Source organism: Mucilaginibacter celer, assembly GCF_003576455.2.
Taxonomy (GTDB): domain Bacteria; phylum Bacteroidota; class Bacteroidia; order Sphingobacteriales; family Sphingobacteriaceae; genus Mucilaginibacter; species Mucilaginibacter celer.
Map to the genome: position 1 here is coordinate 2,460,148 of NZ_CP032869.1, position 13,163 is coordinate 2,473,310.

General features: G+C 45.2%; 10 protein-coding genes and 1 riboswitch. Of the genes, 5 read left to right on the forward strand and 5 right to left on the reverse strand.

Annotated elements, in window-relative coordinates:
- Positions 1–57: 57 nt before the first annotated feature.
- A riboswitch (cobalamin riboswitch) is annotated at positions 58–248 on the reverse strand.
- 74 nt (positions 249–322) lie between these two features.
- The 4 genes from HYN43_RS09805 to HYN43_RS09820 all read right to left on the reverse strand — a co-directional run bounded on the left by HYN43_RS09805 (position 323) and on the right by HYN43_RS09820 (position 3,867).
- The gene (locus tag HYN43_RS09805; RefSeq protein WP_205589908.1) at positions 323–1,858 is read right to left on the reverse strand and encodes a glycoside hydrolase family 32 protein; all 1,536 of its coding nucleotides are present in this window, start codon (positions 1,856–1,858) and stop codon (positions 323–325) included.
- Positions 1,859–1,977: 119 nt separating this feature from the next.
- Positions 1,978–2,961, reverse strand: a complete 984-nt coding sequence (locus HYN43_RS09810) for an aldo/keto reductase (protein ID WP_119411524.1) — start codon at positions 2,959–2,961, stop codon at positions 1,978–1,980.
- An 11-nt stretch (positions 2,962–2,972) separates the two neighbouring features.
- Positions 2,973–3,263, reverse strand: coding sequence for a putative quinol monooxygenase (locus HYN43_RS09815; protein WP_119411525.1), 291 nt, complete (start codon positions 3,261–3,263; stop codon positions 2,973–2,975).
- Positions 3,235–3,867, reverse strand: a complete 633-nt coding sequence (locus tag HYN43_RS09820) for an NAD(P)H-dependent oxidoreductase (protein ID WP_119411526.1) — start codon at positions 3,865–3,867, stop codon at positions 3,235–3,237. The genes HYN43_RS09815 and HYN43_RS09820 overlap by 29 nt, the downstream gene beginning before the upstream one ends.
- Positions 3,868–3,971: 104 nt before the next feature.
- Between HYN43_RS09820 and HYN43_RS09825 the strand changes: the two genes are divergently transcribed.
- Both HYN43_RS09825 and HYN43_RS09830 read left to right on the forward strand, forming a co-directional pair.
- Positions 3,972–4,874 carry a LysR family transcriptional regulator gene (locus HYN43_RS09825; RefSeq protein ID WP_119411527.1) on the forward strand — a complete coding sequence of 301 codons (903 nt, stop codon included), beginning with the start codon at positions 3,972–3,974 and terminating at the stop codon, positions 4,872–4,874.
- A gap of 55 nt (positions 4,875–4,929) precedes the next feature.
- Positions 4,930–5,247, forward strand: a complete 318-nt coding sequence (locus tag HYN43_RS09830; protein ID WP_119411528.1) for a hypothetical protein — start codon at positions 4,930–4,932, stop codon at positions 5,245–5,247.
- A gap of 59 nt (positions 5,248–5,306) precedes the next feature.
- Here the strand turns inward: HYN43_RS09830 and HYN43_RS09835 are convergent, their stop codons facing one another.
- Complete coding sequence (locus HYN43_RS09835; RefSeq protein WP_119411529.1) at positions 5,307–7,199, reverse strand: histidine kinase dimerization/phosphoacceptor domain -containing protein; 1,893 nt, start codon at positions 7,197–7,199, stop codon at positions 5,307–5,309.
- 371 nt (positions 7,200–7,570) lie between these two features.
- Between HYN43_RS09835 and HYN43_RS09840 the strand changes: the two genes are divergently transcribed.
- The 3 genes from HYN43_RS09840 to HYN43_RS09850 are packed head-to-tail and all read left to right on the forward strand — an operon-like array spanning position 7,571 to position 13,039.
- The gene (locus HYN43_RS09840) at positions 7,571–8,293 is read left to right on the forward strand and encodes an ImuA family protein (RefSeq protein WP_119411530.1); all 723 of its coding nucleotides are present in this window, start codon (positions 7,571–7,573) and stop codon (positions 8,291–8,293) included.
- 6 nt (positions 8,294–8,299) lie between these two features.
- On the forward strand, positions 8,300–9,799 hold the full coding sequence (locus tag HYN43_RS09845) for a Y-family DNA polymerase (RefSeq protein WP_119411531.1): 1,500 nt from the start codon (positions 8,300–8,302) through the stop codon (positions 9,797–9,799).
- A 6-nt stretch (positions 9,800–9,805) separates the two neighbouring features.
- A complete protein-coding gene (locus HYN43_RS09850; RefSeq protein WP_119411532.1) occupies positions 9,806–13,039 on the forward strand; it encodes an error-prone DNA polymerase in 3,234 nt (1,077 codons plus the stop codon).
- The last annotated feature ends 124 nt before the right edge of the window (positions 13,040–13,163 follow it).

Sequence of the window (13,163 nt, forward strand, 5' to 3'; positions counted from 1 at the left end):
CCAATAAAAGCAAGTAAAATCAAAACCCCTCGACCAAAAGCTTCATACCGCGAAAGCATTGTCAATTCAGTAGCAGGCAGGTCTCCTGACTTGTAACATTTTTGCCGCCCTTCCCATTTAAATTAATAAACAGTGGACATAAATTGGCAAAAACCTTTGTGTTACTTACAGTTGCGCGACAGTTAGTGATTTGCACACTATTCCCTATTAATCTACAATTAAGTAAAACCCGTACCGGTTGATGAAGTAAAGTAAAGAACTATGGTGGCAAATATAGTGATATCGGATATTAAAGCGGCCTGGGGGCGAATTAATATTTGTATTACTTATTACCATGGATAGACACCAACCCTGAAACCGATGGCTGCACAATATCCGATACTTTTAATATCTCAATATAAAGATGAGTGTACGGCTTGTGCGGAAAACATACCGCTGTCATGGTAGTTAACCCTCCGTCGGCAAAAAACTCAATGGATGATGCATCGATAATTAAATGAATATCGGATGTTTTAGGAAAAGCTAATCTTGGCGCGTAAGCTGTTTTAGCAAAATTGGGGTTAAAATCCGTTTTGCCGGATGCTGAGCGATCAATGTAGTAATTGCCTGTCTTGTTGTCATATCCGATAACCATCGTTTCGCCCTCGTCGTTTGATAGCTTAATCCTGAAGCCGGGTTTATTGCGAAGCTTTGCATCAAACCTGTACTGCTTATATTGTTTGTTAAGGTTTGCCAAAATATCCTGACCTGCTTTAACGGTTGGTTTTAAAACCAAAGTTTTTGCGGTAAGCGCATTAAGCTCTTTAGCCGGGGCGGAAGCCAGCAATACCTCATTATTAACCGCTTTTAAAGATAATTCGCGGGGGATAGTCATGGCGTTACGCCATTTTTCGGTAGGTACCTGGTTGGCATATTCCCAGTTGCTCATCCAGCCCAGAAAAATTTTGCGGCTGCCTGTATTGCCCCAGGTAATGCCTGCATACTCGTCGGGGCCATAATCCAGCCAGCGGGTTTTGGTATCGCGCGGGGTAAATTTGCTGCCATTAAAATCGCCTGTAAAATACTGCGTTGCCGAACCGCCGTTAGGGCCACCGGGATTAATATTTACAATAAGCACCCAATGTGTTTTCCCATTTAATTTAAGTGGAAACAGATCCGGACATTCCCAAACACCGCCGTGTGCACCTATGGTTGCGCCAAACTCGCTTTCTTTTTTCCATTTTTTTAAATTAGGCGATGAGTAAAAAGTAATCCTGTCTTTAGTAGCCAGCGTCATTATCCATTTTTTTTGCCGGGCATACCACATCACCTTCGGGTCACGAAAATCTTTAATTCCCGGGTTATTCAGCACTGGGTTGCCTGCGTATTTTGTCCAGGTAATGCCATTATCCAAACTATAGGCGAGGCTTTGGTTTTGATAATTATTGGTGCCGGCCTTTTCGCCGTTAGGGTTGTGATGTGTAAAAATGGCCACCAAAGGTATTTTTCCCTTTTTACCCAAGCCCGAAGTATTGTTTGAATCAACAACGGCGCTCCCCGAAAAAATGTAGCCCAGGCTATCGGGATATAAGGCAATGGGTAGCTCTTTCCAATGAACAAGATCGGTACTGGTGGCATGACCCCAATGCATCGGCCCCCATACGGTAGCATCAGGATAATACTGAAAAAACAGGTGGTAGGTATGATTAAAATAAACCATCCCGTTAGGATCATTGATCCAGTGCGCTGCAGGCGAAAAATGAATTTGCGGGCGGTATTGATCCCGGTAGGTTTCAACATCGTGATTTTGAGCCGTGGCTAAACGCGGCAATATAAAGCAAAACACGGCCAGCAGCAGGAGGCGTTTATTAGTCATCATAAAAAGGGAATTAATTGGTTTAACTAAAATAAGTAAAAACAACTATAAACAACTGCTCCCGGATACAAAAAAGCCCCGGCTTCAATAAACCGGGGCCACAACTCAGCTAAAATGAATCCTTATACTTGTTTCAACCAATCACCTATCATTTTCAGCTCATCTTCACTCAAACTAAAGTTCATCGCGGCAGCATTATCAGCAGCCTGTTCGGCATTGCGCGCTCCGGCTAATACAATGCTGATGCCCGGTTGCAGGGTTGTCCAACGTAAAACCAACTGCGAAAGGCTTGCTTTTTTTGCCTCAGCCAGTGGTGTTAACTTATTCAATAATGCCTTTATCTTTTCAGGATCAAACTGCCCGAAATAACCATTGCGGTGGTCATCGGCCTTTAACTTAGCTTCTTTAAAATACTTTCCGGTAAGCAGTCCCCGTTCCAGCGGACTGTAGGCTATAATGCCGATGTTATTTTGAATGGCATAAGGCACCACATCTTGTTCAATGCTACGGTTAAGCATGCTGTAAGGCACCTGGTTTGATGCAAGGCCGATGGTTTTACCGGCCTCCTGCATTTGGCCAAGGCTGTAATTGCTTACACCCGCTGCCCTGATTTTACCCTGTGCTATCAGCTGGTTTAAAGCATCCATGGTCTCATCAATTGGCGTTGTACCATCAGGCCAGTGCAACTGCAGCAGGTCAATGTAGTCGGTACCTAAGCGTTTCAGGCTTTCTTCAACCTCTTTTATCACATTAGCTTTAGCGGCATAACGGTAAACCGGGATGCTTTTGCCATCGGCTCCGGCATCAAAAAAGTATTCGCCTTTCCCCTCGTTACTGCCATCCCATACCAGGCCAAACTTGGTAAGTAGTTGAATTTTGCTCCTGTCTTTACCTTTTATCGCTTCGCCAATCAATTCTTCACTTAAGCCAAAACCATAAAACGGCGCTGTATCAAGCGTGGTAACACCATGATCTAATGAGGCATGGATAGCATTAATCGAATCCTGTTTTTCATTACCGCCCCACATGGTGCCGCCTATGGCAAAAGCGCCGTAAGTAATGGCCGATAAGGCGAGGTCTGTATTTCCTAATTTCCTGTATTCCATTGTTTTGTTAATTATGCAACACGTTGCGTTTTGTAAACTATTACCTCACCATCCAACATTTGGCCGGCTTGCTGGCCAAATTGCAGGTAATGTGGTTGTTGTGTATGCTGTTCAAAGCCAGCGGCATCCTGCCATATTTCATGAAAAATGAACAGGTTTTCGTTTTCATTGTCCTGGTACAGTTCGTATTGCTGGCAGGCTGCTTCCTGTTTTGAATTGGTTACAAGCTGTTCTAAAATTGGCTTTATCTGGGCGGCATAGCCCGGTTTACACTTAAGCAGTGCGGTTAAGTAAATGTTCATGTTGAGTGTTGTTATTGATAAATAGTTTGTCGAGGTGTTGGCGGTAACGGTCGAGGTCTTTTATAATGTCGGCGTTCTTTTCTACATCATGAAAGTGGATGCTTTCTAACGGCTTCATACCTGTAAAAGCATTCATGCGGTGAAAGCCGAACAGTACGCCTTCGTCAACACTGCGCTCGTTAAAAAACTCTCCGGGTAAGGTAAATGCTTCTTTAGGCGCGTTCCATGAGGTGGTTAGCAGGTACTGTTTGCCATGCAGCATGCCGCCAGTACCATAGTTAACAGTAGGATTGGCTGCCGAGCGGCCATCGCTTTTATAAATACCGTTTTGATGCCCTTCGGTAAATACCACATCAATATATTGTTTAAAACCGTGCGGCAGGCTAAACCACCATACCGGGGTATGGTAAATAATTACATCGGCCCATTTGTAGTTTTCTACTTCCTGTTTAGCATCGTAAGGTTTGTTGATATCGGTATGGCGAACCTCAAAACCGGCGTTATTTTCAAAATAATTTACGGTAGCATCAAGCAGCGTTTTATTAAACCTACCGCCCGAATGGCCAAATACCTGGCCGCCGTTTATTACAAATATGTTCTTCATTTTTAATTTTCTTTTTGTTTGATGATGCAAAATTAATTCGCGCACATCTACTATTAAAATAGTATAAATTATACTTTTGTATCATAATTATAATAGATAAAACCATGGTAAATCTGGAATGGTTCCGCAGCTTTAAGGCTATTTATGAAACCGGCTCGCTTACGGGCGCTGCCGAAGCCTTGTTTATTTCGCAGCCGGGCGTTAGTTTGCATTTAAACTCGCTCGAGGCTTATGTGGGCTATAAATTGTTTGATCGTACCTCGCGCAAAATGGTATCAACCGAGCGGGGCAAAATCCTGTACAACTATGTGCAGGAAGCGGTTTCACGATTGGAGGATGCCGAGCGGCATTTTCATAAAAGCAACGAAAAAGACATACCCACTATTAACATAGGCATGTGTTTTGAAACTTTTCAATTCACGCTCGAATCATACCTGCCTACCCTGCCCTTTAATGTGTTCATCAAATTTGGCGAATACCCCGAAATGCTGGCCGACCTGGATTCGGGCGTACTGGATATGATCATCACCCCACAAAAAGGCGATTACAAAGGGCTTGAATACAAACCCTTTTTTAAAGAAAAAATAGTGGTTATTGCCGGCACCCAAACCAATACTGCTGGTCTCGACCAATTGGTAAGCGAAAATGATGTACAGGGCGTACACAACTGGCTCATTACCCAAAAATGGTATGGTACCGCCAGCGATATGGAGCACCTGCGCCGCTTTTGGCATGCAAACTTTGGCAAACGCCCCGATTTTAAACACAATTACATCGTACCCAACATGAGCTCTATCATTCGCTGCTTAAGCAATGGCAATGGTGTGGCCGTAATTCCCGATTTTTTATCGAAAAAGGAGCTGGACGCCGGGCATGTTCATATTTTATGGGATGGCTTTAACCGGGTAGAGAATACGCTTTATTTCGGCGCCCGTAAAAAATCTATTTACGCTGAGCAAATTAAAATGATTGAGGAGATTTTTGTAAAGGAGATGGTGGGGATTTAGTATGTTTGGCTCCGGGCATCGCAATGTTTTAAACTTACAACCTAAAATCTGATCAATGGACAATATCTCATCAAGAAAATGCCCCAATTGCGGCGCAGGGTTGATACCTGCAAATGCCGATACATTTCAATGCTCGTATTGCGGCAATTTTCTTACCTTAACTTTAACTCCTGAAGAAGCATACCAACCTGTAAGCAATGCCCAAAATGATGCCATTGTGGATACTCCAGAATCTAATGAAGACCTTTTAAATGGCGCAGATACCGAAGGTTCTTCAACCAAAGGGCAGGCAGAAGGTATGCTGGTAGCCTTACTTTTGTTGGCGGCTTTAGTTATAATGGTGGTGGTAATAATTGCAAATAACCGCGGCTAAACGGAGGCGGCGGAAGTTTTAGCTATAGCTTTTTGAAATAGCCGGAGGCATACAAAAAATCAATGATCTAAAACAGCAAACTTCACCGTTATATGTACGCCATTATTGTTTTCGATATAAAAACTGCCGTTTAACTGTTTCGCCAGGCCCTTCATCAAATCCAGCCCGAGCGATTTATGTTCGATAGTTTCATGTGCTGCCGGTAAACCGATGCCATTATCCGATATTTTTAATAATAAATATCCCGGATCATCTTGCTTTAAGGTAATTGTCACTATCCCTTTTTGCTCATTCAAAAATGCGTACTTAATGGCATTTACAATGCTCTCTGTAATAATCAGGCCCAGCGGTACGGCCTGGGCAACATCCAAATCCAAAGGTTCAATATGTTGTTCAAAAACTACTTCATTGCCGCTGTCAAAACTTTCATGCAGGTAACGCAGCAGCTCGCTGATATACCCGGATATGGCAATGGTAGCCGTATTTTCGTCCTGGTAAAGCTTTTGATGAATCAGTGACATGGCCTGCATCCGGCGAAGGCTATCGTTTACCGCCACCCGGGCAGCATCGTCGCTAAGATACACCGATTGCGAATAAAGCAGGCTCGTTACCATTTGAAGGTTGTTTTTTACCCTATGATGTACTTCCTTTATCAGCCATTCTTTTTCTTTAAGCAGTATCTCCTGTTTGTTATTTAGTTTTTCCAGGTAAATATTTTTCTGATCCAGTTCCTGTTGATGGGCCTCCAGCACACGGTTGCTTTTTTGTTTGGTTCGATACCTGCTAAACAGCAAGCCCATAATAATCAGCAATAACACTACACCCGCCAGGGTTATATTCTTTATTTTGTTGGCATTATCAACCTTTACACGCTGCAACTGGTTTTGATTGTTAAGCAATTCAATATCCTTTACTTTTTGAGCGGTTTCGTATTGCACCTGTAATTCTTCTATCTGCCTGCTTTTAGTTTCATTAAAGATCGAATCGCCTAATATTTTATTTTTCATTAAATTTTGTGTGGCAGAAAAATAATTCCCCCCTGCCGAATCTACCTTATAAAGCATTAGATAGATATCTTTAACCGTAGATGCCGAGTTAGTGCCCGGCGAAGCATTTAGTGCCTGTTGCAAAAAATGCCCGGCCTGTGCATATTGCTGTTTATTTATAAAATACCGCCCAAGCTCATAATTAACATCGGTGGTTACTTCATTATCTTTTTTTAATTGCGGGGCCAGTTTAATTAGTGCCAGGTAATATTTATCGGCTTCCCTATTCTGCCTTGCAGCATCATAACAATAGGCCAGTGAGGCAAGCAGGCTTGCTTCCGCGTGTACACCAATTGGTTTGTTTTTAGCTTTGATATCCAGTATGTAGTTAAGAGCCTCATCTTCTTTTTTTAGCTTTATAAGTTCCCGGGCCAAAAAACCGGCGTCTCTGAAAATGTATATATTTCTTCCATCTGTAAACCGCCTGTCTTTAAGTAGCTTTTTATACCATTCCACACTTTTTTCATGCTGACCTAATTCCCTGTACATATTGGCAAGCCTGCTGTAAAAAGTAAGGGCCGCGGCAGTATCATGCGTAGCCTCCATACTTTCTATGGTTTTTAAACCATAAAAAATGGCTTTGCTGAAATTGCCCTTATTGCGGTATGTAAGCCCAAGCAAATCATAAGTATAGTGCAGGTTAGGAAAGCCTATTGCCCTGTAGCGCCGAAGCACCTCCAATAGTTCGGTTTCTGCAATATCCAGTTTGCCCTGTACCAGATGTTTATCGGCAGTGGTTTTTAATGCTTCTATATCCTTTTCCGTATCCCGGTTCAGGGATTTATTACGATCAGCACAGACGGCTACAGGAGCAATAGCAACAGAAACAAACAGTACAAACAGGCCAAGAACCGCCAGGCCGGATGAACGGTGATTAAGAATACTGTAAATGAATTTAAAATTCATAACGATAGCTTCTATTCAGTATTAGCGGTCCGAAGGCACGAGGAGTGTTTCTATTGGATATACAAAAATATGTTTATGTACCATCAATATAATCAGGTACTTATCATATTTTTTAACGATAGTTATTGTGTAGGACTGTTTGTTGTTGTTTTTATTCTTTACAGGAATAGAAAAACATCTTTTTTTACAATTGAAATTGCAGCGTTAAACTCTCAGGTATAAAACATTTCTCTCTAAACTTTTTTCAAAAAGATTTAAAATACTAATATTTTTAGCATTAAATTTGTAAGCATTATTACCGGCAAGGCCATCAGGATTGATTTGCCTGTAATAAATGTTGTTATTGTTAAAGAGAAATAGTTTTTAAACAAATGCCCGATACCCGCCAAAATATCATCAGTAAGCTGCAACAGGATATTTTGCTGTGGGAAGGTTTCAGGCCGCCCTTATCGGGTACTGCCGAAACATTTGGTTTAGGGCCTGTTGAAGCGGCATTTCCAAACGGTGTTTTTCCAACCGGAGCCATTCATGAATTGTTGACCCGGGATATTGGCCAGGCGGCGGCTTCGGGCGGTTTTATTGCCGGTTTGTTATCGGTACTGATGCAGCATGGCGGCGCCTGCATCTGGATAGGCATGGCACAAACCATGTTCCCCCCTGCCCTCAAAACTTTTGGTGTTGAACCTCACCGGGTAATATTTGTAAACCTGCTCCACGAAAAAGATGTACTGTGGGCCATGGAAGAAGCCCTGAAATGCAGCGGACTGGCAGCGGTAATTGCTGAAGTACGTTCGATTGATTTTAAACAATCGCGCCGCCTGCAGTTGGCTGTAGAACAAAGCCGGGTAACCGGTTTTATACTGCGCGATGCCGAACAGCTTAGCAACACCGCCTGCACCGCCCGCTGGCATATCACCCCCCTCCCCAGCCAGCCTGTTGATGGCTTGCCGGGCCTGGGCCATCCGCGCTGGCAGGTTAATTTATTAAAAGTACGTAACGGCAAGCCAGGTAGCTGGGTTATGGAATGGGTTAACGAACAGTTTATAACTCATGCTCCAACCCAACAACAGGAAGCTTTAACACAGGCGGGATAATGAATTATGCAAAAGCGTTTTATGTGTATATGGTTCAGGCATTTGCTTACAGATTGGATAGCTATCCGCCGTCCGGAGCTGAAAGATACTGCTTTTGTAATAGCCGCTCCTGAGCGTGGCCGTATGATCATTACCGCCGCCAGTTTACCTGCAGAGCAACAGGGTATCCATACAGGTATGGCCGTTGCCGATGCGCGTGCCGTTTCGATGGATTTACAGGTTTTTGATGCCGAAGAAGGCAAAGCCGCCAAATTATTGCGTATGCTGGGCCTGCGCTGCATCCGCTACTCGCCTATTGTGGCTATCGACCTGCCTGCCGGGCTTATTATCGACATTACCGGCTGTACCCATCTTTGGGGCGGTGAAAGGGCGTATCTAAAAGAAATTATCCTGAAACTAAGGGATAAAGGCTTTGATGCCCGCGGTGCCATTGCCGATACCGTTGGCGCCGCCTGGGCGGTAGCCCGTTTTGGCCGGATTAGCCCCATTATTGCAGGTAATACCCAGGCTGCTGCCATTTACCCGCTACCTCCCGAAGCTTTACGCCTGGAGGTTGATGTATTGGAGCGTTTGCGAAAACTGGGTTTAAGCACCATAGGCAGTTTTATGCAGATGCCCGCTTCGGTACTGCGCCGCCGTTTTGGCAATGGCATCCTGTTAAGACTAAGGCAGGCGCTGGGTTTTGAAGATGAGCGGCTCATCCCGCTGATCCCTCCCATTCCGCACCAGGAACGTTTGCCCTGCCTTGAACCTATTAAAACGGCCACAGGTATTGAAATAGCCATTCAGCAGTTGTTGGAACAACTTTGCAGCCGCCTGCAAAGCGAAGGAATGGGTGTGCGTAAAGCCGTTTTGAAGTGTTACCGGGTGGATGGTAAAATGGTGCAGGTTGCTATCAGTACCAGTCGCGGCTCACACAGCGTATCGCACCTGTTTAAATTATTCGGCCTGCAGATTGAAAAAATTGAACCGGCTTTGGGTATTGAACTGTTTATACTGGAAGCGCCTAAAGTTGAAGAGATCGACCCGGTGCAGGAACAGCTTTGGGCAAACAAACCGGGTTTGGAAGATACCACCCTGGCCGAACTGCTGGATAAACTGGCCGGTAAAGTTGGTGCAAACACCATCAGCCGGTACTTGCCAGTTGAGCATTACTGGCCCGAACGCTCGGTTAAGCAGGCCGCCTCCTTACAGGAGCAACCGCCAACCAGTTGGCGTACCGACAGGCTACGACCGGTACGTTTACTGGCCCGGCCCGAAACCATTGAGGTGATGGCCCTTATCCCCGATTATCCTCCTAAAATTTTCATGTACCGCGGCAAACGCCACACCATACAAAAAGCCGATGGCCCCGAACGTATTGAGCGTGAATGGTGGCTTGAACAGGGCGAACACCGCGATTATTATACGGTTGAAGATAGTGATGGCTGCCGGTACTGGTTATTCAGATCGGGCCATTTTGATGGTATCGATACCCAATGGTTTATTCACGGATTTTTTGCCTGATGAGTTATGGAATATGCGGAATTACAGGTAACATCCAATTTTAGCTTTCTGCGGGGAGGCTCACACCCCGAAGAACTGGTTGAGCATGCCATCAGCTTAGGCTATAAAGCCATCGCCATAACAGATCGTAATACGCTGGCAGGCATTGTGAGGGCACATCTCATTGCTAAAAAAAACAAGGATGAAAACAAAAATCCCAAAATCCGGTTTATCCCCGCTTGTCGCCTCGATCTGTTGGATGGCCCGAGCCTGCTGGCCTATCCTACCGATAGGGATGCTTACGGGCGGCTCTCCGCTCTGCTTACCCAAGGAAACCTTCGGGCCGAAAAAGGCGAATGTCATTTATATAAAGCTGATGTTTATGAGCACCGGGAAGGCATCATTTTTATCATAGTACCGCCTGATACTTTAAACAGTAACTTTGATTTTGATGAGGATTTTAAAACCAACGTTGCCGAATACCGCGCCCATTTAAGCCCGGACCTTTATATGGCCGCCACACGTTATTATAATGGGGATGATGCCAAGCGGCTAAAACGGCTTTCGCGTTTTGGCATACCTTTGGCCGCTACCAATGATGTACATTACCACGAAGCCGCCCGCCGCGAATTGCAGGATGTATTGACCTGCGTACGCGAAAAATGTACCATCCATGCGGCCGGTTTCAAACTGCATCATAATGCTGAAAGATTTTTAAAGCCAATTGAAGAACTTGACCGCCTGCTGCGCGATTACCCCGAGGCCATCGCTAACTCGCTGCACATAGCCTCATCCTGCAATTTTTCGCTCGATACCCTGAAATACATCGAGCCCGAAGAAAAAAGCTACGATGGCCTCACACCCATAAAACGCCTTACCAACTTTACCTGGCAGGGCGCTCATGAGCGCTATCCCGCGGGCATCCCCGATAAGGTTGCCAACCAGCTTGATTTTGAACTCGCTTTTATTGAACGGCGCAAACTGGCCCCGTACTTTTTAAGGGTATATCGTTATACCCGCAAAGCGCATGAGTTGGGCATATTGTACCAGGGCCGCGGCTCGGCGGCAAACTCAACAGTTTGCTATTGTTTGTCTATTACTGCTGTCGATCCGATGGAATCAAGGTTGTTGTTTTCACGGTTTATGTCTGATGCAAGGGATGAATGGCCGGATATAGATGTGGATTTTGAACATGAGCGCCGCGAAGAGATCATTCAATATATTTATGATGATTATGGCCGCGACCGTGCCGCCATTGTAGCCACCGTAACCCAGGAACGTCATAAAGGGGCCATCAGGGATGTGGGTAAAGCGATGGGGCTATCCGAAGATACCATCAAGCGCATCGGCGGCACCATCTGGAGTTTCAGCGAAGAAGGTTTTGACGAAAACCGCCTCCGCGAGCAGGGCCTTAACCCACAGGAACCGCTGATATTTAAAGTATTGGAACTTACTTCGCTGCTCATCGGTTTCCCTCGGCAACTGGGCCAGCACACCGGCGGCTTTGTAATAACCGACGGCAAACTATCCGATCTGTGCCCCGTGATGAACGCCCGCATGGAAAACCGTACCTGTTTGGAATGGAATAAGGACGACCTGGAAGCATTGGGCATTTTGAAAGTGGATGTATTGGGGCTTGGTATGCTTACCATGATTCGTAAGGCTTTTGATATGGCGGATAAACATTATGGTAAGCAATTTACACTGGCCAATATCCCGCAAGGGGATAAAGAGGTTTATGATATGATAAGCCGCGCCGATACCATTGGAGTTTTCCAGATAGAAAGCCGTGCGCAAATGTCGATGCTGCCCCGGTTACGCCCTCAATGTTTTTATGACCTGGTGATAGAAGTAGCAATTGTACGCCCGGGGCCGATACAGGGCGATATGGTGCACCCTTATTTACGGCGGAGGGATGGTATCGATTCTATCCGGTATCCATCCAAAGAACTTGAAGAAATATTGGGCCGCACTTTAGGCGTTCCGCTTTTCCAGGAACAGGCGATGGAAATAGCCATTGTAGCAGCCGGTTTCACACCCTCTGAAGCCGACGAACTGAGACGAAGCATGGCAACCTTTAAAGCTAAAGGAATGGTAAGCAGTTTCAGAAAAAAACTGGTTGACGGTATGGTAGCCAAAGGTTACGAAGAAGATTTTGCCCATCGCATTTTTAAACAACTGGAAGGCTTTGGAAGTTATGGTTTCCCCGAAAGCCATGCGGCTTCGTTTGCCCTTCTTGTATATATATCATCATGGCTTAAATACTATTACCCTGATATTTTTTGTGCAGCCCTGCTCAACAGCCAGCCCATGGGCTTTTATCAACCCGCACAAATTGTACGCGATGCCCGCGATCATGATGTTACTGTTTTACCTGTTGATGTAAATTATTCGTGCTGGGATAACACGCTGGAAGAAAAAGCAGGAAATTACTTTGCTGTGCGCTTAGGTTTCAGGCAGGTGAAAGGTTTAAAGGAAGAGGATATGCAATTGCTGGTAAATTCGCGCATCAAACCTTACGGGTATATTGATGAGCTACGGGCCATTGGCGTTCCGGAAAGCGCTTTGGAACACTTAACTGATGCCGATGCCTTCCGTTCATTAGGGGCCGACCGGCGCAAAGCCCTTTGGGAAGTATCCGCTCTGGCTGATCGACCGATAGAATTATTTCAGGGCCAGCCTTCCGAAACGGTTAAAGAGATCCAGGTAACATTACCGCTCATGACCGAAGGTGAACACGTGGTACAGGATTATGCCGCTACGGGCCTCTCGCTAAAAAATCACCCGGTAGCCCTGCTTCGCGAAAAACTGAATCTGTTACATAATACCCAAATCGGTAACCTCAAAAACATGAAGGATGGCGATTTTGTACGGGTTACAGGATTGATTACCGTGCGGCAACGCCCCGGTACTGCAAAAGGCATGCTGTTTATGACCATCGAGGATGAAACCGGCGCGGCCAATCTCGTGATCTGGGATAAGATGTTTGATCGTTACCGGAAGGAGATCATCCAATCGCGGCTGTTTATGGCTGCGGGTAAGTTACAGATTGAACGGGAGGTGATCCATGTGGTGGTACGGCGCTGTTTTAATTTAAATGAATTATTAAATGGGTTAACAACTGTAAATAATGATGCGCCGGTAATGCCATTGCTAAAGAGTGATGAAACAAGTGCTCCATATACCGGAGGATCAAACAAAGGGCAGCAACAGGTTAGCAGGCAGCGGGAGGCTTTTCATAAGGGGCGGAATTTTAAATAGAATTTTGTAGAGATGCATAACTGCGTCGGCCGCATGCAAATAACGGTATCTGAGGCAACTTGTAATGCCCCATGTCCAAAACAGGGCTGTTCTAATTCATATTTCGCAAGTTTGAGCGTCTACG